Raw genomic sequence first — 24276 nt, forward strand, 5'->3', positions numbered from 1 at the left:
TCTTTTTGGTTACTTTTGCTTTGGGCCAGCAAAGAAAAAGTAACTCGGGCGCCGGCAGGCGTCCGAAATGCCCGCTGCATAAGCGGCCAGGTCACCGGATCGCGACCATCAAGCGATCCCGCTACTGGATTCCGGCCTGCGCCGGAATGACGAGCAAAAAAAGGAACGCCCGCTGTGTAGCGGCCAAGTCGCCGCCACGCGACAACCAGGCGACACGGAAACAGGATTCCGGCCTACGCCGGAATGACGAGCAAAACCTGGACTCCGGCCCGCGCCGGAATGACGAGCAAGAGGCGGCCTACGCCGCCACAACACCCAACCGACGCGCCACCGCGTCCCCCTGCCCATACGCCCCCACCCACTGCAACTGCAACCGCCTCGACGCCAACATCATCCGCAACGACACCGCGACCGGCGACGGAACATCCACCGCCCGCCCCCTGCGCAACCGATCCTGCACTCCCTGCTGGACCACCGGAATCGACACAGCCAGGCGCAAGCCCTGCGCAGCCCACTCGCGCAACGCATCCGACAACGATGAGGCAGTCGCGTCCGACGGATCGAGCAACGACATGATCATCCCCGGCAGCGCACTCCATTGCTCCAGCGCGAGCCCATGCTGGCCCAAACCATCCATCGCCTCGACCGCGGCGTCGACCATGCCGAGATCGGCATGGACCGCCACCGCATGCAGCAACCTGGCCGCACGGCGATCGTGCTCCGCCGCACGCAACAGCTCCAGCGCCAGCGCGGGCCGTTCTTCGCCCGGAGGCGGCGGCATCGCCCCGCCGAACTCGTCGCCCCACAGGCGCGCCATCGTCAGCAACACGACCTGTACGTTTTCATCAACCGTGGCCTGAGCTTCCTCAAGCAAAGTCTCGATGGCACATACCGCCTGGCCACAAGCCTCGTCGATGCGCGAAAGGCATTGCGCCAACCGCGCCAGGTCGCCGGCATCCGGCTCCAGCGTGTGATCCATCGCGGCATCGAAGCCCAGCGATACCTCCGCGCATGCCTGCGCCAAGGCCTGCTGCTCGCTGTCGGGCGCGTCGGTCGCAAGACGGCAATGCAGCAACAGCTCGGCGGCCGTCTGGATCAGCGACGCGCCGGCGTCCGGCCGCAGTCGCGGCACCGTCGGGCCCAGGCGGGCCAGCAGCGCCAGGCGACGGAACAACGCGTCCCAGCCGCCACGATGAGCGGCCTCCGGCGCCAACGCCCCGCTGTCGCGCAGGCATCGAATCAACCAGTCGAGTTCCGCACGGATCGTGGCTATCGTCGCCGGCACGCCGGCCGCGATGGCGCGCAGCCACTGTGCCTCCGCTTCGTCCAGCGCGGCAATCAATGGCACGCGCAATGCCGCCAGCACAGCCGCATCCACCTGGCACAGATCGGCCAGCACGGACACGCGCCCCTGGGCGTCGTCGCCAAAATGCAGGCCGCCGCTCAGCACTTCATGCGTGCCATCCGGGCGGGCGATGCGCAGCGCGCCATGCAGCACCGGCGTATGGCAGCGCACGACGGCCGTGACATCGCCTTCCAGGCGAAGGGTCGGCATATGCCCGCGCGCAAGATCCGCATCGATGGCGAAGCCGAACAACGTGAGCGCCCCCTGGACCGGCAACACGACATCGCTGACGAAACCCAGGCGACGCGCGAACAGATGGGCCACGCCCGCATCCATTGCCGCCTCGCCCAGTTGCGCCTGGATGGCTTCGGTACGGTCCACCAGCAGGCTCGCACCGTCATGGCCCGCCACCACGATGCTCTCGCCATGGTTGACGAGAGGTGTCGCCGTTTCCGCCTCGCCGGTGCCGACGGCGGACACCAGCAATGCATCGCCATAACGCTGCAACAATGCGCCTTTCGCAACACGCTGCCATGCCGAAGCGCGGCTGGGCTCCATATACGGACTGTGCGCGCTGAAACCGAGCCGCACCGGCACACTGCGCCGAAACCCGTCCAGCCAGGCGCCCGCATCGCGATGCAAGGCGGCCAGCAGGCTGGCGCGCATTCCCGCCTCGGGGAGACGCCACAGCCCATCCAGGATGGAACGCTCGAACACCGGATCCTGCGCGGCGCTCACCAGGTGCCCATGCCAACCGATCCATGCATCGCCCAGATACATCGCGAAGGCCGCGGCCGACACACCAGGCTCGCCCGCGCCCGCGGCCTGCCGCCACAGGCTGCGCAACAGTTCATGGCGCCCCGGCTGGCAGGCCAGCACCTGGAACAGGCGGTCGCCCGTGCCGATGCGCGAGACGAAGTGCGTGCCGTATTCGTAGAGATAATCGATGTAGCGCTCGGCCTGGCGCTGCCGCAGCACGGGTTCGCGACCGTCGCCGCCGCGCTCGGCCACGCGCAGGCGCCCTACTGCGTGGCGTCCCTCGCGGGTCCAGTATCGTTCGACCTGGATGCGCCGCCCGATCCCGCCTTCTTCCAGCGGATGCTGCTCCCCGGCGTCGTCACGGCGGAATTGCAACAGCACCAGCCCGCCACGTTCGAGTTGCGCAACCGGCACGCCCAGTAGCTGCTCCAGGCGCGCCAGCGTCGCCGCGCGCCGTCCGCCGCCGAGCATCAGCGCACTCGGAGGCAAGTCGAAGCGGCCGGCGTCGCCCGGCATCGGCCGGACGCGATAGTCGAACAGCGCATCGAGCAGCGATTCGATCGAGGCATGGAAGCCGATATCCAGGCCGCACCAGGCACCCGTCCCCTTCTGCACCTGCGCATCGAGACCCAGCAGGGCCTCGCGTGGCGGCACCTCGAAGGGGCGCGAACCACTTGCGTCGTCGAACCATCCCGGCACCAGTCCTTCCAGCAGGTTGACGCTCTCGCCCAGTCGCATGCTTGCGCTCATCGTGTCGCTCATTGCGGAGAGAAGGTGCCGGCGATCAGCAGGTCGGCCGGCACCTGCACCTGGCTCATATTGATCAGGTTGCCGGGGAACAGCAGGTTGCGCAGCGCGAAATAAGTCACCGGATTGAACGACACGCCGGCCATCGAATTGCGGATGTCGTTGTTGAGGATGTCCTGCAGGCGCGACTTCATCTCGCCTTCCGCGCCGCCGCTGACGGTGACCGACGGCGTGCCTGGAATGATGCGGATCGCCTGCCCCGCCCCGCTGCCGGACAGCGCCACCGCGTAGCGCGCCGACACCGTGATATCCACCGGCGCATTGCCCTGGGTGTGAATCTGCTGCGACAGCGCGAAGCCTTCGGTGGCGGTGCCGGTGTAGTCGCCCCCCAGGTACACGCTGTAGGTCACCGTGGTGCGGTCGCAGCAGTTGCCGTAGCTGAAGCTGCCCTGGAAATGCATCTGCGGGCTGATGGTGGCGTACCAGGCGTTGTAGCCCGCCTTCGGACCCATCGGGTACAGCGAGAAATTGCCGCCGTGGCCGTTGAAGCCCCGGCACAGCACGTCCTGGTACAGCACGCGCGAGCTGATCATCAGCGTGCAGGTGAGGCCGTCGGCGGTGGGCACGGGCTCGTTGACGTTGATGACGTTGCTCGACGGCGGGTTGCCGTTGGTGGTGATCAGCAACTGCACCACCGTGTTGCCGGCGTTGGTGGTGACCACGTTGAAGCGAAGGGACGTCGGCGTGAGACCGGACGCGCCGGCGATGTTCTGGAAATCCACCGAGGCGAGTACGTAACGGACCTGATGCGTGGCGAACCAGTTCTTCAGCTGGTTGACCAGCACGGTGTTGTCCACGCCCACCACGCTCAGCGCATTGAGCGCGAACGCGCCTTGCGCGAAGTTCAGCACCAGCGAATGCGCACTGCCCACCACACCCTGCACCTGCTGCAGGCCGACCGTACCGGACAGGTACGGATGCTTCGATGTGTCCACCGGCTGCGGTGCGGCCCAGTCCACGCGCGGATCGTTGGGCGAGATCTGCGCGGTGGACGGATTGAAGTTGGATGGCACCGACATCGTGCCCAGGCGGGTCGCGCCGCCGAGGATGTCCTGGCGCACCGTCACTTCGTTGCGCCCGCTCATGAACTGGAACAGCGGCGGGCCGAGGTCGACCTGCACCTGGGTGACATTGGTGAACCAGCCCTGGTGACCCGGCGCCGGCAACACGCCCTCGCACCACACCACTGCGATGCACAGCCGTCCGGCGCCGCCGGTCTGCTGGTTCCACTGCTTCATGAAGAAGGTGTTGACCGAGCTTTCCAGCAGGTTCATCACGGCATCCCAGCCCTGCAGCACTTCCTTGTTCTGGTACATCTGCTGCAGCAGGTTGCTCAGGGTGGCGGGACTGGGCATGGTCGGTTCCTTGTGACGGGCGGAAGGCGTGCGTGGAAGGAGGACGCGGCTCAGGCCGCCGCGTCCGGCTGCAGGTCGCCGACCATCACCAGGTCGCCGGGAATCTGCACCGCGTCGATCACCGCCTCGTCGCCGGGAAAGCGGATGGTGTGGACCGCGAAGGCGGCCAGCGGCTGCAGCGAAGTGGCGTCGAGATCGCCGCGGATTTCCTGGCTGAGGATCGCGTCCAGGTAGGGCTTGAAGGTTTTCTCCGCCACGCCCGGCGCGGCCACCGTGGCGACGTTGCCGGCGAAGGCCACCGTCTGCTGTCCCGGCTGTCCGGCGCACTGCACCGGGTAGTTCTGCTGCACGCCGAACTCCAGGTTCACCGTCGCACCGGGATCGGCGAAGGCGGATACGCGCAGGCCCTGGTTAGGCGAGCCGGTGAAATTCAGGCCCAGCTGCGCCTCCTGCGCCACCGGAGGCATCGCGTTGCCCCAGTCGACCGTGCCCTGGAAGTACATGCGGTTCTTGGTCTGCAGGAACCAGGCACGCTGGTCGCCCTGCGGCGGCGCGGCGGCGAGCTGCACGTGCTTGGACAGCGCGTTGAACCCCGGCACCACCAGGTCCTGGAACACCTTCTGGCTCTGGAACAGCAGCGACCAGTCCATGCCGTCGGTGACGGGTACGGGCTCGCCGACATCCACGCCGGTGTCCTGCGGCGCCGGCGCATCGCCCAGCGCGAAATGCACCTGCAACACCTGCTGGCCGGACGGCGTGCTGGTGGTGCGCAAGGCCACGGTGTGCGGTTGCAAGGCACGACAGTTGGCCTGCGTGCCGCTGTCCACCGTCGCCACCAGCAGGCGGCCATCCGTGCCGCCGATCGCGTTCAAGGCCTCGCGCGCCAGCGCACTGCCATCACCAGCCGCGGCGGGCAGCTGATGTGCCACGGCTGTCGCACCGGCCACGTCCAGCACCAGCTCGAACACCGGCGGCGCGCCAGCGGAACCCGACGGCACGCGCTGCACCTGCAACGGCAAGTGCACCGAGAGCTTCGCCTCCGGCGGCGACGGCACCTGGACTGCGGTGGGACTATCCCAGGCCACGCCCGCGTCGTTGGCCAGCAGCGGCAGCGCCTTCGCCACAACACCGATCGAACCGGAGCGGCCCAGCACGCGCTGCACGGGGAAATCCACCGCCAGCGTCGGCTGGCCCGCGACCAGCGCGACCTGCGGCGCGCCCAGCTCGATCTGCATCTGGCCGATGCTCCGCTGCGGCGCGCCCGGCGGCGCGGGATGCGCGCTGAGCAAGGTCACCTGGCGCGTGCCATTGGCATCGGCCGGCCACTGGCGGTGCAGGCGCTTCGCCAGGTGGTCCGCGCTGAGATTCAGCACGGCGCCCCAGCCGTTGAGCACCGAACCCTTCGCGTGCATTTCGTCGAACAACTGCGCCTTGGTGGCAACGTTCGTATTCATCGCTAGTGCTCCATGTCTTCGGATGGGCTCAGTTGCCGGTGCTGCCCGCGAAGCCCGGAGGCAGCAGGATCACGGTGGCAGGGCTGTGGTCGGGGTCGGGCTGGGTCACCACCACGAACAGCGGCGGCGTGACCGTGCCCGCCTCGATGTCGATGGTGTAGGTCACCATGCCGCCGACCGCGGGATTGATCGGCCCGTACTGGAACTGGAACTGCTTCGGCAGGCCGTTCTGCGTGGCGCTGCCGGTGCCCACGCCGTTCTGGAACTGCGTGGTGCCGAACACGCCCTTGGCGCCGGCCGCCGCGCTGATCGTTACGTTGTACGAAGGCGCGGTCTTGCGCACGCTCGGCAGGAAGCTGCCCACCACCAGCAGGTCGCCCGGCACGCGCGCCTCGCGCATGGTGATCAGCTGCTCGGCCGGGAACAGCAGGTTCTCCAGCGCGAACACCGAGATCGGCTTGAAGCTGATTTTTGCCATGTACTGCTTGAGCGTGGCCGGTACCGAATCGCCGAGGCTCTTGAGCAAGGCGATCTTCAGGTCGTTGTCATTGCACTCGCACGGGCCGGTCGGCTTGAGGTCGGACGACTGCGCGAAAGTCACGGTGGGTTCGATATTGGCGAACTGCACCAGCTGCGCCGCACCGCTGCCGGTCACCGTCAGCGGATACGCACCGGTCATGGTGACGTAGGCGGTGGCGCTGGAATTCTGCCAGTTGCCCCAGTGACCCGGGCTGCAGCCGCCGCGGTAGCATACCGGCGGGTAATACTGCTGATATTGGAAGTTGACATTGGTGCCGCCGGTGGGCGGGCTGGCCGTGCCGTTGGTGTAGTTCATCACCAGGCCGGCGGTCGGCGAGCGCTGGAACAGCAACCCGGTGAGATCCCAGCTCAACGCATTGCTGCCGCTCGAGGACATCTGGAAATTGGTCTGCGTGCCACGGATGGTGTAGGGGTTGTTGAAGACCACCGTGCCGGTGGCGCTGCCCTGGCTGACCTTGGCGCTCCAGGATTCGAAGTCCTTGCCCGGATCCACCGCCTGCACCTGCAGATTGGTGCCGCCCTGGTTGAAGCTGCTGACGAAGATGTGATCGAACATCAGCTTGGTGCTGATCATCAGGCTCACCGAGAAATCGCTGACGCCCGGGATGGGATTGCTCGGGTCGTAGGCGATCGGCTCGTTCAGCGTGATGGTATGCGCGTGCTGGATGTCGCCGGTGGTGGCGATCAGGATCTGCAGGATGTTGTTGCCGGCATTGGTGGTGGCGGCGTTCAGCACGAACTTGGACGGCTGCAGCGCGACATCGTTGTTGAGGTTGCTGTAGTTGATCGTCTGGACCTGGTACTTGATGTCGTTGGTGGCGTAGTAGCTGGCCAGCGCATTGGAGATCTGGGTGGCGTGGTGGTTCGGATCCCAGTTCGGCGGATCGACCTCGAACTGATTGAGAGTGAACGCGCCGGCCGGGAAATCCAGGATCACCGTATGCGTCTCGCTGGACGAGCCCTGCCCCGGCGGCGGCGTGACGATGCCGGATACCTTGGCCAGCGCCACGCTGCCGTTGACATAGGGCTTCTTCGACACGTCCACCTGGTTGGGATTGCCCCACTCGATGTCCGGATAGATGGTGTGCGTGCCGCTGCCGGCACTGGTCAGCGCGATCGGCGTGCCGCCCGCGGTGCTGGCCAGGGCCAGGGTGGTGTTGCCGCCGCTCTGGGTCCAGCCGACGATCCAATAATCGGTAGTGGCCTGCAGTGGCGCCGGCAGCGTGCCGGTGGACTTCACCTTCACCTGCATATTGCTTTCGAACACGCCCTGCACCGACAGCGTCAGCGTGCTGCCGCCCGCCGCGCCGGTGAAATTTACGTCCTGGTCGACCAGGTGGCAGGCGGTGGGATCGAAGCCGTTCTCGGTCACGCCCAGCGTGCCCAGCACGATGGTGCCGCTCAGGATGTTCTGCACCACGGTCACGCTGTCGTTGCCGGGCACGAACTGCAGCAGCGGATTGCTGAGCTTGAAGGTCATCTTGGTGACGTTGGTGAACCAGAAGCCGCGGAACTGCTGCACGTTCTCGCAGTAGTACGCGTTCACCTGCATCAGGTTATCGGTGCTGCCGGGGTTGATCTTCTGGATGTACTGCTGGAACTGCTGGTACAGGAAGGCATTCACCGGCCCGGACAGCACGTTGAACACGGCGTCCCATTTCTGCAGCACGGCCTGGTTCTGGTACATCTGCGCTTCGAGGTTGGCCAGCGTCGGCGTGCCGCCCGGGCTGGGGTCGCCCACCATCGCCGCCAGCGAGGCCGGCAGCTTCGACATCAGGCGCGGACGGCGCAGCAGGGCCGGATCGTCGTAGTGCGCGGTGACGTAGAAGTCCACCTCGATGCTGACGAACAGGTTGTCGAACACGAGGTCCTGGTTGTTCTGCACGTTCGCCGGCAGGCTGATCTCCCACACCGAGAACGGCGTCAGGTGCGTGGTCTGCTTGGCGAAGGTGCCGGTGTTGGTGCCGAACTCCGGCTCGCCGGTGGCCAGGTTGTAGACGTAGGGGCCGAAGGCCCGGCGCGAAGTGGCGAAGGTATATGCGTCGCGCTGGTAGTCGCGGTCCTGGAACGGCCGCGCCTGGCAGGCGAAGTGGATTTCGCTGTTGCCGGTGCGCGTGCTCTTGATGCCGACGATGCGCGGCACCACGCGGTCGATGCGCACCATGTCGTAGTTGTAGAACTCGGTGCGGCACAGCGCGACCGGGAACTGGAACACGTTGCCGCCGGACAGGCGCGTGGCCAGCACGTTGTCGATGCGGATGGTGATCGGCTTGGGCACCGCCTGCGGCGGCGGATTGAGCTGCTGCAGCGCGGAGATGATCGCGCTGTCCTGGGTGGCGATCACCGACTGCAGGTTGATCAGGCTGAACGAGGTGATCGGCGTGGGCTGGCCGAAATACTCGTACTGGATCGCGCCATCCTGCAGCTCCAGCGTCTGCGCCAATACCGACAGCACCTGCTTGAGCTGGTACTGCAGCTGGCCGGTGAGGCCGATCAGGTCGATGCTGTTGATATCCGGCGGCCGGCTCGAATCGTTCAAGTGCAGCATGCTGGTGAGCGCATCCAGCCGGCCCTGCTGGTCGCCGTTGATGGTCTTCAGGCGGTTCTGGTTGATGATCTGCATGGCGATCTGGCTGGCGCGCGTCTGCGCCACCAGCAGGGCCGTGCCGATGGTGACCAGGGTATTGACCGCGGCGATCAGGTCGGCCTTGTCCTGATTGAGCTTGCCGCTGTCCGGCACGTTGGCCAGCGCGGCGCGCACGTTCTCGGCCACGGCCTGCAGGTCCACCTGGCTGGGCAGGTTGAGCGTGCCGGCGGCGCTGGCCGCGGCGATGTCGTTGGACAAGGCATTGAGATTGCTGATGCTGCTGGCCGCCTTCTGCACGGCGGCCAGGCTCTTGAGCACCTTCATCACTGCCTGCAGCTTGTCGTAGACGTCCTTGATCGCCTTCAGCGCCTTGAGCACGCCGCCGGCCGCCTCGCCGGGAATCGCCGCCATGCTCAGGCCCAGCGAGAACAAGCCTTCGATGCCGGAGACCACGCACTGCGCCACCAGGTCGTTGGCATAGTCGGCGTAGTGCTGCTGGAAGCGCTGGATGATGCCGGGGTCCTTCTCGCTGACGTTGCTGATCACCAGGTTCTGGGCGTCGAGCTTCTTGCCCAGGTCGAGGATGTCCTTGGCGTTCTGCTCCTGCTCGCGGTTGAGCTGGCTGAGCACCGAGTCGTAGTAGTCGTTCATGGCGCCGCGGCCGGTGGCCAGCACCTTGAAGTACTGGGTCAGCACGCCGCCGATCTGCTTGACGTTGTCATTGAGGTTCGCGATCGAATCCATGATCTTGAAGCTGTTGACGGTGTCGGTGATCTGGATCTGGTACTGCGAGATCTGCCCGGTGAGGGTCTGCGCCTGGCTCACCATGTCGCCGACGAACTTGTTGTACGAGTCGTAGGTGACATACGGCACGTAGACCACGTCGGCATCGAGCGAGGCGACGTTGTTGGCGATGTACAGCGCGCGGGCGCGCGCCTCGGCCAGGTTGAAATCGCTGGTGTCGCCCGGGATCTGCGCGGCCAGCCAGTCCAGGTAGCTGACCTGCAGCCCGCGCACGACGTCGGCATTCGGGCCGCGCGCATGCAGCAGCGATTCGGCGGCGACCAGCGAGAACTGGATGCTCTGGGTCAGCGCCGGCAGGGTGGAAGCATCGATGCCGCGCTCCAGCACGCCGGCGATCGACACCTTGAATCGGCCGGTGGCCGGATCCGCCTGCGCATCGGTGGCGAACAGGATGCCGTCCAGCGCCACCTTGCGCTGCAGCTGGCCGCCGTCCTGCGATTCGAACACCAGCGCACCGTACATGTGGTCGCACACCACGGTGAGGTTGGCCAGCGCGGCGGAGCTCATGCTCAGCGTGGGCGTCTGCGGAGCCTGGCTCATGTCGATGATCTGCGCGATCAGCGTCACTTCGTCGCTGGGCAGCGCCAGCACGCCATCGCCCGGCATGGCGCTGGTATGCAGCACCTGCGAGAACGAGGTGAACGACTTCATCCGGAAGTTCTCGGCGACGATGCCGCCGCCGAGCAGGTTGACCTGGGAGAGATCGACGCGCTCCTGGTAGATGTCCACCGTGGGCGTGATGATGTTGCTGCTGAACGAGGCCACCGACTCGGGGAAGATCTGCGCCCAGTCGTAGTCGATCTCGCGCGCCTGCGGAATGCGCACGGCATCGCCGTATTTCTGCAGCAGGCCGCCCTTGACCAGGCGGTCCCAGGGGCCGGCCACCAGCGGCTGGTCGATCAGGTCGGCCAGCGGCGTCAGCGTGAACGCAATCGGCACCTGCAGCACCAGCGGCAGCATCAGCTTGTAGTTGGTCGCGGCGGCGAACACGCTGGCCGTGCCGGCGGGTACATAGCCATTGGCCCAGTCGCCCTTGGCGATCGCCGCGTCCAGCGCGGGATCGCGGCTGAGGCTGCGCAGCTTGCCGTATTCCGAAACGAAGCCGCGGCCCTGCTGCACCTGCGAGGTCAGGTAGGCCCAGGCGGCGGCGGTGGGGCCCACCACCGCGCGAGTGCCGTCGGGCTGCAGGGTGGAGTCGGACTGGAAAGCGCCCTGCACCACTTTGAAGTGCGTGGCGTCATAGGCGAACACCTGGAACAGCACGTCGCCGCCCACCACCTGGCTGGTGAAGTGGCTGCCCAGCTGGTAGATCGCCGCGATGTACTTGGCGGCGTCGTCCTTGCCAATTTTGGAGTCGTACAGCACCGAACCCTGCTTCGGCGCGGTGGCCGGCGGCAAGGCGTCGATCACGTCCTTGGCCGCCTGGGTCAGGTAATCCGTGCGATGCAGCGAGGAAGGATTGGCGCTGAAGGGATGCGTCCAGGTGGCGTTGACGCGCGTCATGCGCACCAGCACGTAGCCGCGCCGCTGCGAGAAATCCAGGCCGAACAACGTGCCTGCCGCGGCCAGCGCGGCGACGCCGTCGGCATCGTTCAGGGCCAGCGGCCCGGGCGGCACGTCGATGCCGGCGGGATCGCCCGACATCGGATCGACGTGATAGCCGTACAGCGTGTCGAGCAGGCTCTCGGCCGAATCGTGGATCGTGATGGTCGGCGTATTGCTCCAGTCCGGATAGGGATTCAGCACCGGCTCGACCGTCGCCGGCAGTACCGGCGCCACCGGCGGCGCGAAGAACGGAACGGTGCCGGCCTTCGGTTCCCACACCGGGCGGTAGCCGAAGAACAGGCCCGCGGCCTGGCTGAGCTGCAAGAGCGTATCCATGTCATTCCCCTGTCGACGTTAGATGTGATTGCAGGCCGTGATCGCTGCGGCGATCGCCGGCGTCGGTCCATCGATATCGTCCATCTCAGCCATCAACCCGGACGACCTGACGCGGTGTACGTTGCTGCGAGGAAAGCTTTCGAAGTAGCGGGCGAGCTCCGTGAGTCGTTGCAAGAAGCCACGACCTGGCTGCACTATCGCGCCCACTTGCCACCACCCTGCACGCTCATGGACGACACTCAATACGACGCGCTCACCAGCAAACTGCTTCGCGTGATGGCGGACTACATCGACATCCCGGTCGAGCGCCTGACACCCGAGACCACGTTCGAATCCCTGCAGCTGGACTCGCTGGATTTCATCGAACTGGTGTTCCTGGTGGAGGAGCACGTCGGCGTATCCCTGGATGGCGCGCTGGAAGATCTGCGGCATCGGATGCTGTGCGTCGGCGACGTGATCGAGTTCGCGCGCGAACAGGCGGCCAAGCTCGCGGTGCCGCCCGCGCCGGTCGATCCGCACCGGGCCTGAGTCTCTCGCGCTTCCGTCGTCGCTATCGCGAAATCCTGCGATGCGGCATGCACTGCGTTCGCGCACATCCGGGCAGCAGGCGCACACGCCCGTGCCGCGCGCCGGATGCTGGCGAACAGATGCAAGCCGACGCCGCGCGCAAGCACGGACGGAGCGGAGAGGTGACGGTTAGGCGCCGCCTAGGACGGCGGCGTGGCGCTGAACTTCATAATTCCCCCTGTCCTGATATCCCTATGGCGATACGTGCCTTGCGCACGCACCGCCTTCCCGACTCTGCAACAGGAAGTGTGATGGTTATGTCTTTTCAGGGCGGGTTTGCGTATTGCATTTTTCTTGCGCTTGCAATCAATCGAAACGGAGAAGTACCGGCATCGCGCCAGTGCAAATGTTTTAGTGGTCCGGATTGCGCATCGCGTAAATGATGGCGATCTTGCCGCCCTCGATCAGCAAGGCGCCACGCGTTCGCGCTCGCTGCAGCAGGTCGCCTCACACCAGTTGATGAGGAGCGAACCGGCGTCGCTCGCTCTCGCCCTGCTCGCGCACTTCGGCCAGATGCAGAAGGAGGCAGGCATGCCTTGAACCGCGATGAGCGTCGATCGCGGAAGCTAGCTGGTCTTCCGCTTCGCCGCCTTCGCCGCCTTGGCCGCCGCAGGCCGGCCGGCCTTGGCCTTGCGTGCCGGCTTGGCGGCGGCTTTCGCCGCCACCTTCTGCGCCGGCACCGACTTCCGCGCAGGCACCGCGGCGAGCTTGACGCCCAGGGCGCCGAGCAGCCGGGTGACCGTGGCGAAACCCGGGCGCGAGCCGGGCCGGATGGTCTTGTAGAGACTCTCGCGGCCCAGGCCGCTGTCCTTGGACACGCGGGTCATGCTCCTGGCTCTGACGACATCCGCCACGGCGAGCAGGAATACATCGGGGTCGTCGTCGTCCAGGGCGTCCTGCAGATAGGCCGCGATGACCTCTTCGTTGTCGAGGTACTCGGCGGCATCGAATTGTCTGGTCTTGGTAGCCATCACCCTGTCTCCGGCCGTTACCCGATGGCGGACCACAGGGCCTTGGCGAGTCTGATATCCGCACGCTGCGATTGCTTGTCTCCGCCGAGCAGCAGGAGGTAGAGCGTCTTTCCCTGTCTGGCGAAGTAGATCCGGTAGCCGGGGCCGGCATCGATGCGCATCTCGCCGATACCGTCGAAGTATTTGACGTCGCCGAGGTTGCCCAGCTTCGCCCTGGCGATGCGACCGAGAATCCTGGCCTTGCCCGTCTGGTCCTTCAGGTCGGCGATCCATCGGCCGAACGCTTCCGTCTGCCTGATTTCGTTCATGGAAACTGTATCCAACTAGATACGATTTTGCAAATGCCGCGGGTCGGGTGAGCCGCGGTCGAATCCGCACGACGGCCGCCGCGTCAGGCGATGGTAGGCAGCTCGATGGTCCGAACGTTCCGATTGTGTATCGAAATGTATCCACCCCCGGTCCGGACACATTCCGACGCCTTCGAGCGGCATGCGCGACATATCGCAGATACGCGCCGGGTGTCTCCTGAGCACATCGGCTGATCGCCAGTCGTCGCCCTCACTTACCAGGAGTCCCGCCATGCGTTCTTCCCTGCTCACCATCTCCTTCCGCTTCGCCGCCGTCGCGCTGACGTTCGCCCTGGCCGGGGTGGCCCAGGCTGCCGATACGCATCAGGTGCCCGCCACCGCGACGGTGCATGACATGCAGCGCGCCGCATCGGACGGCAACGCCGATACCGCCATCGACTGGAACATCGACTACCCGTCGCAGCTCGGCCCGGAAGGTCCGCGCGCCAGCGCGACCACCGGCCGCACGACGCCGATGGCCGGATCGAGCGGCGACGCCTCGCTCGCGCAACAGCGCGCCGGCCGCTGAGCCGGCGGCGAACGGGCCGCCGCATCGCACGGAATCTGAAGTCCCCACGGCACACCATCTTTTTCAGGAGAAGCCCCATGTCCGCCTCCATCGACCAGCAGCGCCGCAAGTTCCTCGGTGCCGCCGCACTCGGCCTGGCCGCCGCGCCCTTCGCGGGCCTCGCCTTCGCCTCGGCATCCGACAAGAGCGCGACGCCGGCGAAGCTCGCCACCGCCACCGCCACCGCCACCGGCGGCCGCAGCTCGTTCGCCCGCATGAAGCGCATCCGTGCCGGCGTGCTCGATGTCGCCTATGCCGAGGACGGCCCCGCCGACGGCACGCCGGTGCTGCTGCTGCACGGCTGGCCCTACGACATCTACAGCTACGTCGATGTCGCGCCGATCCTCGCCGCCGCCGGCTATCGCGTGATCGTTCCTTACCTGCGCGGCTACGGCGACACCCGCTTCGTCTCTGCCGACACGCCGCGCAACGGCCAGCAGGCCGCGCTCGCCGCCGACGGGCTGGCCCTGCTGGATGCACTGAAGATCGACCGGGCGATCGTCGCCGGCTACGACTGGGGCGCGCGCACCGCCGACATCATGGCCGCGCTGTGGCCGGAGCGCTGCAAGGCGCTGGTCTCCGTCAGCGGTTATCTGATCGGCAGCCAGGCGCTGAACCACGACCCGTTGCCGCCCAAGGCGGAGCAGCAGTGGTGGTATCAGTTCTACTTCGCCACCGAGCGCGGCGCCGCCGGCTACGCCAGGTACACGCACGACTTCGCGCGCCTGATCTGGCAAACCGCCTCGCCGCAGTGGGCCTTCGACGACGCCACCTTCGCGCGCTCCGCCGCGGCGCTGGACAACCCGGACCACGTGGCGATCACCCTGCACAACTACCGGTGGCGCCTGGGCCTGGCCGAAGGCGAGGCGCAGTACGACGCGCTGGAGAAGCAACTCGCCGCACTGCCGCCGATCCGCGTGCCCGCCATCACCCTGGAAGGCGACGCCAACGGCGCGCCGCATCCGGAACCGGCCGCCTATGCCAGGCGCTTCACCGGCAAGTACGAGCACCGCACCATCGGCGGCGGCATCGGCCACAACCTGCCGCAGGAAGCGCCGCAGGCTTTTGCCCAGGCCGTACTCGACGTCGCCCGCTTCTGACCCCGGGGAACCCCTTGCGATGAATACCTTGCATGCCCTCGCCTGCATGGGCGCGATCCTGGTCGCCGGCGCCTTCGTCACCGCGCATCCGGACACGCCCAAGCCCATGCCCGCCGCCTCGCCGATCTATGGCGTCACGCTGCCGGAGGGCTACCGGCAGTGGGAGCTGATCGCTCCCGCGCTGGAAGCCGCACCGTTGAACGAGATCCGCACCGTGCTCGGCAACCGGATCGCCGTCGATGCCTACCGCCGCGGTGCGCAGCCGTTCCCGGACGGCACGGTGCTGGTCAAGCTGGCGTGGAAGCAGCAGCCTTCCACCGCCTTCGCCAGCGCCACCGTGCCGGGCGCGGCCACCACCGTGCAGGTCATGGTGAAGGACTCCAAGAAATATGCGGCCAGCGGCAGCTGGGGCTACGGGCGCTTCATCGACGGCAAGCCGGCGGACGAGGCGCAGCACCGCACCTGCTACGCCTGCCACGAGGCGCGTGCCAAAGGACACGACGACGTCTTCACCCATTACGCGCCCTAGGGCGGGCTGCCGGCGCGGCTCAGGACTGATAGTCGAAGGCGTACTCGTTGGCCGCGTTCTCATAGACATGGGCGGCAATCGCCAGGTCGATCACCGCCAGGCCCACCGGGATCGCCAGGATCCGCTGCTTGCGCCGCCGCACACCGCCCTGGGCGATGGCCTCCCCTAGCTCGATGCTGTCGAACAGCGAAAGGTCGACGCTGCCCAACTCGCCCAGCCGCTTCAGCACCGCCCGGCGCTGGTCGTAGACGATCAGGTCGATCTGGCTGAGGAAGCGCGTGCCCAGGTCCAGAAAACCGTTGGTGCCGACCACGCAGGCGCCTTCCTTCAGGCGCACGCCGTCGAGCAGGCTCTGCCGCGTATGCGTCGAGACCAGCACGATGTCCGAGGCGGCCAGCACCGACACGTCGTCGGCCACCGGAAAGGCGATCGGCCGGAAGCGCTCGGCGAACTGGCGCGCGAAGCGCCGGGCGCGCTCGCGCCGCTGTCCGATGATGTGGACGGTGGTCAGCCGGGGCATGCGCGGCAGCAGGTATTCCAGCGCGTGGAAGTTGTTTTCGCCGGGACCGATCACGCTCAGCACGCGGCTGTCGCGGTCGGCGAAGTAGTACGCGCACATGCCGGCGGTCATGCCGGTGCGCCAGCTGCTGATGAAGCCGCCGTCCATGACGGCCAGGGGATAACCGCTGTCGGGATCGTTGAGTACGATCATGCCCATCACGGCGGGCATGTCTCTTAGGGAGTTTTCCGAATTCATGCTCACCCACTTGATGCCGGCATAGCCTTTCAGAGGCAGATAGGCCGGCATGCTGTTGATGAACTGCAGCTTCCGCGGATCGCGGCCCAGTCGCAGGGAGAACTTCGGATGGTTCTCGATGCTGCCGTCCGACACGCCGGCGTAGATCTCTTCGAGAATCTCGATCGCCATGTCGTGGATCATGGCTTTGCGGACCGCACTCCGATTGATGTGTCGCGTCGCCATCATGCGTATTGCTCCTATCGCCGCGTTGTCGACGCGCGAAACATACGGAGAACACATCGCGGCGGGCAGATTGATCATTCCTAGCTGATGTATCCGAGAAATCAGCATGGGAAACGCGATGAGACCCTGCGCAGCTATGGCTGACCGACGACGGCAACCGCTTTGCCGAGCCACGACCAGGGGAGTGACTCAAGAAGATTCGCTTACATGCTCGGGTTCGCTGTATGGATCATTCGATAGGATCTGACCCATCGATAGCGAACGCCGCATAGTGATAAGCGCATCGCAGAATCGATATGAAGCGACATCTGTCGCCATGTTCCGGCTTGACGGCAAACGGCGACGCCCTCGCGGACCGGCGATGCAGCAAGGCACCGCCCAGGTATGACCTCGTGCTTGACGAAACCCATCCCCTGGCCCTAATTTCCACGCCGCTGGTGGTTTTCATCCTTTCATCGCGATGAAAGGATGCAATTAAAAGGGAAGCCGGTGCGGCCTTACGGCCAATTCCGGCGCTGCCCCGCAGCGGTGTGTGGAAACGAACCTCGTCATAAGCACTGGCCTTAGCCGGCCGGGAAGCGGCGAGCACTAGGCGAGGCGTTCGCGCCTCATGTCCACGAGCCCGAAGACCTGCCCCGGCCGGGAAGCCGACAGCTTCCCGCCTGACCTGGAGCTTCCGCGGGGAGGCGGCCGGGGCTGCGTGCCATGCCTCTGCGCTGGCCGCCCGCCCCTGCGCGATCTCGCGGCAGCCCGGTTCGCCCGCGGGGGCGAAGGTCGCGCGCGTATCCGCGGATGCCTCGCGGCTGCGCGGTTCCTTCGTTCCTCATTCACCACGAATCGAGGAAATGCAGCATGACTACCGTTACCAATCTCGGCTTCCCGCGCATGGGTGCGCGGCGCGAGCTCAAGCAGGCCCTGGAAGCGTACTGGCGCGACGAGACACAGCGTGCGCCGCTGCTGGACACCGCAGGCCAACTGCGCGAACGCCACTGGAAAATGCAGCGCGAGGCCGGCGCCCACGTGGTGCCGTGCAACGACTTCTCGCTGTACGACCACGTGCTCGATACGGCCTGGCTGTTCGACGCGATTCCCGAGCGCTACCGCGCGCTGGCCGACGCCGATCCGCTGGCCGGCTACTTCGCCATGGCGCGCGGCACGCAACGCGCGGGCGTGGACCTGCACGCGCTGGAAATGACCAAGTGGTTCGATACCAACTACCACTACATCGTGCCCGAGCTGCACGCCGGCCAGGCCTTCCGCCTGCGCGGCGACAAGCCCGTGCAGGAATTCCTCGAAGCGCGGGCGCAGGGCCATGAAGCGCGACCGGTGCTGCTGGGGCCGGTGAGTTTCCTGCTGCTGTCCAAGACCAGCGACGGCAGCGACCGTCTCGCCCTGCTCGACCGCCTGCTGCCCGCCTATGCGGAACTGCTGGGCAAGCTGCACGATGCCGGCGCCGAATGGGTGCAGCTCGACGAGCCCTGCCTGGTGCTCGACCTCGACCATGAGGACGCGGCGGCCTATCGCAGCGCCTACGCCGCGCTCGCCGGCACCACGCGGCCGAAGCTGCTGCTGGCCACTTACTTCGGCGCGCTCGGCGACAACCTGCCGCTGGCGCAGGAGCTGCCGGTCGACGGCCTGCACATCGACCTGGTGCGCGCGCCTGCGCAGCTCGATGCCGTGCTGGGCAGCTTGCCCGCCGACCGCGTGCTTTCGCTCGGCGTGGTCGACGGCCGCAACGTATGGCGCGCCGACCTGGATCGCGCCATGGCCATCACCCGCGTGGCGATCGAGCGCCTGGGCAGGCAGCGCGTGTGGCTGGCGCCATCGTGTTCGCTGCTGCACGTGCCGCTCGACGCGTCGTTGGAAAAGGCGCTGCCCGCCGACGTGCATGCCTGGCTCGCCTTCGCGCGGCAGAAGCTCGAAGAACTGCGCACGGTGGCGGACATGTGCAAGGGCGTGGTCACCGCCTACCCGGCGCTCGAACACGCACGCGAAGTGATCGCCGCGCGCCGCGCCTCGCCCAAGGTGCACCGGCTGGCGGTCGCGCAGCGCCTGGCCAACCTGGACGCGTCGGCCGCGCATCGCCGGTCGACCTATGCGTTCCGCCGCGGCAAACAGCAACAGCGCTTCCAGCTGCCGCTGTTTCCGACCACCACGATCGGCTCTTTCCCGCAGACCGCCGAGGTACGCGAGGCGCGCGCCCGCTACAAGTCGGGCCAGTGGTCGGCAGCCGAGTACGACGCGCTGATCGCCGAGCAGACCGCCGCCTGCGTGCAGTTCCAGGAAGCGATCGGCATCGACGTGCTGGTGCACGGAGAGTTCGAGCGCAACGACATGGTCGAATACTTCGGCGAACAGCTCGACGGCTTCGTCTTCACCAGGCATGGCTGGGTGCAAAGCTACGGCTCGCGCTGCGTCAAGCCGCCGATCATCTACGGCGACGTGCAGCGGCCGGCGCCGATGACGGTGCGCTGGTCCGCCTACGCGCAAGCGCTCACCGGGCGGCCGGTGAAAGGCATGCTGACCGGGCCGGTGACCGTGCTGCAGTGGTCGTTCGTGCGCGACGACCAGCCGCGCGCCACCACCTGCCGACAGTTGGCATTGGCCCTGCGCGACGAAGTGCTCGACCTGGAAGCGGCCGGCATCCGCATCATCCAGATCGACGAGCCCGCGCTGCGCGAAGGCCTGCCGCTGCGCCGCGCGGACTGGGCCGGGTATCTGGGCTGGGCGGTGGAGAGCTTCCGCCTCGCCGCCTCCGGCGTGGCCGACGACACCCAGATCCACACCCACATGTGCTACTCGGAGTTCAACGACATCATCGAGGCGGTGGCCGCGATGGACGCCGACGTGATCTCGATCGAGACCTCGCGCTCGCGCATGGAACTGCTCGGCGCATTCGAACGCTTCCGCTATCCCAATGAGATCGGCCCCGGCGTCTACGACATCCATTCGCCGCGCGTGCCGGACGTGGCCGAGATGGTCGCGCTGCTGGAGAAGGCCGGCGAGGTGCTCAGTCCCGAGCAGTTGTGGGTGAATCCCGATTGCGGACTGAAGACGCGCGGCTGGGAAGAAACGCGCAAGGCGCTGGTCTCGCTGGTGGAGGCGGCACGGGTGATGCGAGAGCGGATGACCATCGCAGTGTGACGATGACGGGGGACGCCGTGCACCCGCATGGCGTCCCTCAACCTCGATCGTCATCCCGGCGCAGGCCGGGATGACGAAGCCGGTAGATCGTGTCGCCTTTCCGGTGAGGAAGAAGCCTGGATACAAACGGGCGTAGAGCACGTCGAGGCGGCTCGAGTGATGCGAGAGCGGATGACCATCGCAGTGTGACGATGACGGGGGACGCCGTACGCCCGCATGGCGTCCCTCAACCTCGATCGTCATCCCGGCGCAGGCCGGGATCCAGTCGCGACGCGCAAGGTCGAGCCCGAACGGCACAAGACACGCGCTCGAACTTCGCGGCGACCATCAAGCGCCGTCGCCACTGGATCCCGGCCTGTGCCGGGATGACGAAGCTGGCCCTGCCGATTGTGTTCTGCATCACAAACGACTAGCGCCTCGCCCGAGCCGAAGTCGCCACCGTCAAAATTAATTCACATAAAGTGACTAAATTGCCCGGCAACGCATGGACGGTCCATGCCGGGGAATCGCATTCATGGGCTTCAACGCAAGGCCCTGCCGCGCCAAGGCGCGCCGCGGGCAGGTTTTCGCATTCACCGCCCTGGCGCTGGCCATCGGCCAGGCCAGCGCGCAGAACACTCCCGCGCCGGCCGACGCCGTCGCGCTGGACGGGGTGAAAGTCACCGGCAAGGTGCTGTCCACCGAGCAGGCGATCGCCGAGAAGCGCGCCGCGCCGGGCATTTCCGACGGCGTCTCCGCCGACGAGATCGGCTCGATCCCGGACTTCGGCCTGGGCGAGGCGGTGCAGCGCATCCCAGGCGTGGCGATGACCATCAACAACGGCCGTGGCGAAGCGCAGTTCCTCAACCTGCGCGGCCTCAACCCGGACTACAACGCGGTGACCGTGGACGGCATCGCCCTGCCCTCCACCGAAACCACCTCGCGCAATGTCTCGCTCGATGTGCTGCCGTCCTCGCTGGCGCGCCAGGTGAGCATCTACAAGACGGTGACGCCCGACATGACCGGCAATGCCGTGGGCGGCATCACCAACCTGCGCACGCGCAGCGCCTTCGATGCGCCGGGGCTGTTCGCCGCCGGCCGCGCCGACCTGGCCCGCTGGGACAACCAGCGCGTGGTGGCCGACTCCAAGCCGTCCGGCCAGGTCGAAGGCACGCTCAGCAATACCTTCGGCGCGGACCGTCAGTTCGGCTTCGTGCTGTCGGGCAGCTACTTCCGCCGCGACTCCTCGTCACTGGACACGGCCATGGACAGCGACGGCTACTACCGCTACACCGGCGGTACCCAGACCCTGTCCTCGCTGCGCCAGAACGCGGCCGGCACCGGCTCGTCGCTGAAGCCGTCGGACGACCTGGACGGCCTCGCCGCGGTGCCGGACCGCCACCGCTGGCTCACCTACGACAACGTGCGCACCCGCCAGGCGCTGTTCGGCAAGTTCGAGTACGACAATCACCAGAACCTGCAGGCGCACCTGACCGCCGGCTACTTCCAGCACGAGAACGACGAGCAGCGCCGCGCGCAGTTCCTCAACCGCGTCGGTCCCGCCACCCTCGACTCGCCCACCAGCGGCAGCTTCGCCAAGGGCTCGGCGCAGGCGGACTTCGACCACTACGATCAGGTGCGGCGCATCCGCTATGCGGAGCTGGGCGCCAGCTACGAGCCGGCCGAGCGCAGCCAGCTCGACCTGGTGGCTAACTACGCCGCCGGCAGCTACCGGCAGTCGACCAAGGAAGACGTGTTCACCAGCGCGGCTTCTTCCAAGCTCGGCTTCGCCTATCGCGCCGTGCCGGGCGACGTGGCCTTGTTCGCGCCGAGCAATCCCGGCTATTTCCTCGACCCGGCCAACTACGCGCAGACCAGCTATCTCTCGCGCATGGAGCGCAGCCGCTCGGGCCTGCTCACGCTGAAGGCCGACTTCACCCACAACCTGCAGGAAGACGCCAGCGGCTGGGGCTACAAGGGCGGCGTCGAACATCGCAACCTGCAGCAGCGCTACGGCCTGGACGAAACCGGCTACGTGCCGACGCGCAGCGTGTCGCTCGCCGCGATCGGCAGCGAGGACACGCGCTTCCAGCCCTACGACGGCGCCGGCCAGAGCATGCTGCTGATCGATCCGGACAAGGTCGATGCCTACGTTGCCGCGCATCCGGGCAGCTACGCACTCGCCACCACCAATGCGCGCAACAGCGCGATCGGCGATTTCAATATCAAGGAGGCGATCGACAGCGCCTACCTGATGGGCGGCTATCGCGACGACACTTGGACGGCGCTGGGCGGCCTGCGCTACGAGGATACGAAGCAGACGGTGCAAAACACCCTGCCCTCGCCGCTCAACAGCCTCACCCGGTTCGCCAGGCAGAGCGTGGACCGCAGCTACGGCAAGCTGCTGCCGTCGGCCGTCGCCACCTACCACCTGGCGCCCGACCTGCTGCTGCGCGCCGGCGCCAGCCAGACGCTGGGCCGCGCCACCTATGCGGCCCTGGCGCAGAACAGTACGCCCACCGTCAGCCCTGCGGCGGGCACGATCTCGCAGACGCTCGGCAACCCGCAGTTGCAGCCGCGCCAATCGACCAACCTCGACCTGTCGCTGGAGTGGTACGCCTCGCGCGACGCGATGATGTCGCTGGCGCTGTTCGAGAAGAACATCAAGCACGAGATCGTCAACTTGAGCAGCACCGGCACGCAGACCGATCCCGGCGGCCTGAGCGGTACCTGGCAGGTGACCACCACCCAGGCGCAGAACGCCAGCACCGCCAAGGTGCGCGGCCTGGAGCTGGGCCTGGCCGACCTGCATTTCGACTTCCTGCCTGCGCCGTTCGACCGCTTCGGCGCCACCTTCAACGCCACCCTGCTGGACATGGACGGCCCGGCGATCGCCATGAACGACGGCAGCCGCCGCACGCTGCCGATGCTCACCGGCGCCGCGCGCAGCATCTTCAATGCCTCGCTGATGTACAGCGACGGCGCCTTCAGCGCGCAGCTCAGCGCCAACCGCACCGGCAAGATGCCGATCAGCTTCGCCACCGACAACCCCGCCAACGACGTCTACTACGCGCGCCTGCAGACCTACGACGCGCAGTTGCGCTATGCGGTCGACCGCCATCTCAGCTTCCTGGTGCAGGGCAAGAACCTCGCCAATGCCCGGCCCACGCGTGTGCTCGGTCCGGGCCAGGCGCTGGTGAAGGAAGAGCTGGACAACGGCCGCGCCTATTTCCTGGGAGCCACCTATGCGTTCTGATTTTCGCCGCGCCGTCCTGGCTGCCTGTCTCGCCGCGACCTTCGCGCACGCGGACGATGTGCCGCCAACCAAGGTTGCGGTACCTGCCATCCCCGTCATCGCCGATGCCACCTGCTGGAACGCGCAACCGCACGACGTCGTGGCCGCGCTGCGCCAGTGCGCACGCAAGGGCGTGCAGGCCGTGACGCTGCCGGTGCGCCGCGGGCCCGACGGCGCGCCTTACGCCGCGTCCAGCTACGCCCGCACCGCCTGCCAGCCCGGCACTGACTGTGTGCCGCTGGCCGATGCGCTCGCGCTCAAGCCGGCGCCCGCGCTGCTGCTGCAGACCTCGCCCGCGCTACTCGATGAAGTACAGGCCGCGGTGCTTCGCGCGGATGCCGCCGGCCGTGTGCAGGTGCAGCCGATGCTGGAACGTCCCATCGGCGATGCCGCGCCGGACACCATCGCGCCGGGCCTGAGCTACTGGCATGTGGCACGCACCGCGCCGCGTCCGATGATGCTGCACGTGCTGGAGATCGACCTGTCCACGCCGGGCCTGTCGTTCGTGGTCACGCCCGGCGCACCCGCGAACGGCGGCGAGTTCGTCGCCGAGAAGACCTCGTCGTTCGCCCGCCGCGAACATCTCGCCGCCGCGATCAATGCCACCTACTTCCTGCCCTTCGACGGCGGCCACCTGCTGGACAAGCCCTACGTGCCGGCCGCCGGCCAGGCGGTGACGGTCGATGGCGTTTCCATCGCGCAGGGCCACCAGGATTCCGGCTACGCAAATGCCGACCCGCGCTCGAACGGTTCGCTGTGCCTCCATGGCCAGCGCGTGGCGATCACGCTGCGGGCCTGCCCCGCCGGCACCACCGACGCCGTCGGTGCCGGCCCGGTGCTGCTGCTCGACGGCAAGACCCAGCCGCTGGAAGCGAAGCGCCGCGAGTACTACCTGGATACCGAGCCGCGCACCGCCATCGGCATCGACAAGGCGCATCGCCGCATGTGGTGGGTGGTGGTGGACGGCCGCCAGGCCGGCTACAGCGAAGGCATCACCTTGCCCGAGCTGACCGCGCTGCTGCGCGAGCTCGGCGCGGACTCGGCGATGAACCTGGACGGCGGCGGCTCCTCGACCATGGTCTTGCGCCGCGACGGCAAGCCCGCGGTGGTCAACAGTCCGATCCATACCGGCATCCCCGGACGCGAGCGCCCGGTCGGCAACCACCTCGGCCTGCGCCTGGACGCGGCGCCCTGAGGCAGCCATGAAGCGGCAACCGGCGGCGGGCAAGATGATCGACTTTGGTCCGTCCGCCGGAAGCCTT

The 24276-nt window shown here is 67.1% G+C and carries 15 protein-coding genes and 1 riboswitch; of the genes, 8 read left to right on the top strand and 7 right to left on the bottom strand.

The genetic code is table 11. The features are described from left to right. Nucleotides 1-298: 298 nt before the first annotated feature. From BM172_RS03570 to BM172_RS03585, 4 genes are read right to left on the bottom strand one after another with little or no spacing between them, the layout of a single operon-like run. On the bottom strand, nt 299-2854 hold the full coding sequence (locus BM172_RS03570) for a hypothetical protein (protein ID WP_026636665.1): 2556 nt from the start codon (nt 2852-2854) through the stop codon (nt 299-301). Nucleotides 2855-2862: 8 nt separating this feature from the next. Beyond that, a complete protein-coding gene (locus tag BM172_RS03575) occupies nt 2863-4266 on the bottom strand; it encodes a hypothetical protein (RefSeq protein ID WP_026636664.1) in 1404 nt (467 codons plus the stop codon). A 50-nt stretch (nt 4267-4316) separates the two neighbouring features. After that, nucleotides 4317-5720 carry a serine/threonine-protein kinase gene (locus BM172_RS03580; RefSeq protein ID WP_026636663.1) on the bottom strand — a complete coding sequence of 468 codons (1404 nt, stop codon included), beginning with the start codon at nt 5718-5720 and terminating at the stop codon, nt 4317-4319. A gap of 28 nt (nt 5721-5748) precedes the next feature. After that, a complete protein-coding gene (locus BM172_RS03585) occupies nt 5749-11532 on the bottom strand; it encodes a hypothetical protein (RefSeq protein WP_026636662.1) in 5784 nt (1927 codons plus the stop codon). Nucleotides 11533-11760: 228 nt separating this feature from the next. Between BM172_RS03585 and BM172_RS03590 the strand changes: the two genes are divergently transcribed. Next, a complete protein-coding gene (locus BM172_RS03590) occupies nt 11761-12060 on the top strand; it encodes an acyl carrier protein (RefSeq protein WP_035323865.1) in 300 nt (99 codons plus the stop codon). 315 nt (nt 12061-12375) lie between these two features. Continuing rightward, nucleotides 12376-12639, top strand: coding sequence for a hypothetical protein (locus BM172_RS03595; protein WP_090423534.1), 264 nt, complete (start codon nt 12376-12378; stop codon nt 12637-12639). A 26-nt stretch (nt 12640-12665) separates the two neighbouring features. Here the strand turns inward: BM172_RS03595 and BM172_RS03600 are convergent, their stop codons facing one another. After that, nucleotides 12666-13070 (bottom strand): addiction module antidote protein, encoded by a 405-nt coding sequence (locus BM172_RS03600; RefSeq protein WP_081805301.1) that lies wholly within the window; start codon nt 13068-13070, stop codon nt 12666-12668. 17 nt (nt 13071-13087) lie between these two features. Beyond that, nucleotides 13088-13378 (bottom strand): type II toxin-antitoxin system RelE/ParE family toxin, encoded by a 291-nt coding sequence (locus BM172_RS03605; RefSeq protein WP_026636659.1) that lies wholly within the window; start codon nt 13376-13378, stop codon nt 13088-13090. Between the two features lie 271 nt (nt 13379-13649). Between BM172_RS03605 and BM172_RS03610 the strand changes: the two genes are divergently transcribed. The 3 genes from BM172_RS03610 (at nt 13650) to BM172_RS03620 (ending at nt 15614) form a co-directional block, all read left to right on the top strand. Then, nucleotides 13650-13946, top strand: coding sequence for a hypothetical protein (locus BM172_RS03610; RefSeq protein ID WP_026636658.1), 297 nt, complete (start codon nt 13650-13652; stop codon nt 13944-13946). A 77-nt stretch (nt 13947-14023) separates the two neighbouring features. After that, nucleotides 14024-15085 carry an alpha/beta fold hydrolase gene (locus tag BM172_RS03615; RefSeq protein WP_026636657.1) on the top strand — a complete coding sequence of 354 codons (1062 nt, stop codon included), beginning with the start codon at nt 14024-14026 and terminating at the stop codon, nt 15083-15085. Nucleotides 15086-15104: 19 nt separating this feature from the next. Continuing rightward, nucleotides 15105-15614, top strand: a complete 510-nt coding sequence (locus tag BM172_RS03620; RefSeq protein ID WP_026636656.1) for a cytochrome P460 family protein — start codon at nt 15105-15107, stop codon at nt 15612-15614. A gap of 19 nt (nt 15615-15633) precedes the next feature. On the opposite strand, the gene BM172_RS03625 is transcribed toward BM172_RS03620, so the two are convergent. Continuing rightward, entirely contained in the window at nt 15634-16599 is a 966-nt protein-coding gene (locus tag BM172_RS03625) for an ornithine cyclodeaminase family protein (protein ID WP_026636655.1), read from the bottom strand. 417 nt (nt 16600-17016) lie between these two features. Beyond that, nucleotides 17017-17248, top strand: a riboswitch (cobalamin riboswitch). Nucleotides 17249-17448: 200 nt separating this feature from the next. On the opposite strand from BM172_RS03625, the gene metE reads away from it, so the two are divergent. From metE to BM172_RS03640, 3 genes are all read left to right on the top strand, one after another. Next, nucleotides 17449-19740: a 5-methyltetrahydropteroyltriglutamate--homocysteine S-methyltransferase gene (metE, locus tag BM172_RS03630; RefSeq protein ID WP_026636654.1), complete on the top strand. Its 2292-nt coding sequence runs from the start codon at nt 17449-17451 to the stop codon at nt 19738-19740. Nucleotides 19741-20254: 514 nt separating this feature from the next. Further along, the gene (locus tag BM172_RS03635; RefSeq protein ID WP_051549043.1) at nt 20255-22975 is read left to right on the top strand and encodes a TonB-dependent receptor; all 2721 of its coding nucleotides are present in this window, start codon (nt 20255-20257) and stop codon (nt 22973-22975) included. Then, the gene (locus BM172_RS03640; protein WP_051549040.1) at nt 22965-24209 is read left to right on the top strand and encodes a phosphodiester glycosidase family protein; all 1245 of its coding nucleotides are present in this window, start codon (nt 22965-22967) and stop codon (nt 24207-24209) included. Before BM172_RS03635 ends, BM172_RS03640 begins: the two co-directional genes overlap by 11 nt. Nucleotides 24210-24276 lie beyond the last annotated feature (67 nt).

This window comes from Dyella marensis, assembly GCF_900112865.1.
Lineage (GTDB): Bacteria > Pseudomonadota > Gammaproteobacteria > Xanthomonadales > Rhodanobacteraceae > Dyella_D > Dyella_D marensis_A.

Coding starts and splice junctions, on each gene's coding strand:
- BM172_RS03570 (WP_026636665.1), bottom strand. CDS start 2,854: ATGAGCGCAAGCATGCGACTGGGCGAGAGCGTCAACCTGCTGGAAGGA.
- BM172_RS03575 (WP_026636664.1), bottom strand. CDS start 4,266: ATGCCCAGTCCCGCCACCCTGAGCAACCTGCTGCAGCAGATGTACCAG.
- BM172_RS03580 (WP_026636663.1), bottom strand. CDS start 5,720: ATGAATACGAACGTTGCCACCAAGGCGCAGTTGTTCGACGAAATGCAC.
- BM172_RS03585 (WP_026636662.1), bottom strand. CDS start 11,532: ATGGATACGCTCTTGCAGCTCAGCCAGGCCGCGGGCCTGTTCTTCGGC.
- BM172_RS03590 (WP_035323865.1), top strand. CDS start 11,761: ATGGACGACACTCAATACGACGCGCTCACCAGCAAACTGCTTCGCGTG.
- BM172_RS03600 (WP_081805301.1), bottom strand. CDS start 13,070: ATGGCTACCAAGACCAGACAATTCGATGCCGCCGAGTACCTCGACAAC.
- BM172_RS03605 (WP_026636659.1), bottom strand. CDS start 13,378: ATGAACGAAATCAGGCAGACGGAAGCGTTCGGCCGATGGATCGCCGAC.
- BM172_RS03610 (WP_026636658.1), top strand. CDS start 13,650: ATGCGTTCTTCCCTGCTCACCATCTCCTTCCGCTTCGCCGCCGTCGCG.
- BM172_RS03615 (WP_026636657.1), top strand. CDS start 14,024: ATGTCCGCCTCCATCGACCAGCAGCGCCGCAAGTTCCTCGGTGCCGCC.
- BM172_RS03620 (WP_026636656.1), top strand. CDS start 15,105: ATGAATACCTTGCATGCCCTCGCCTGCATGGGCGCGATCCTGGTCGCC.
- BM172_RS03625 (WP_026636655.1), bottom strand. CDS start 16,599: ATGATGGCGACGCGACACATCAATCGGAGTGCGGTCCGCAAAGCCATG.
- metE (WP_026636654.1), top strand. CDS start 17,449: ATGACTACCGTTACCAATCTCGGCTTCCCGCGCATGGGTGCGCGGCGC.
- BM172_RS03635 (WP_051549043.1), top strand. CDS start 20,255: ATGGGCTTCAACGCAAGGCCCTGCCGCGCCAAGGCGCGCCGCGGGCAG.
- BM172_RS03640 (WP_051549040.1), top strand. CDS start 22,965: ATGCGTTCTGATTTTCGCCGCGCCGTCCTGGCTGCCTGTCTCGCCGCG.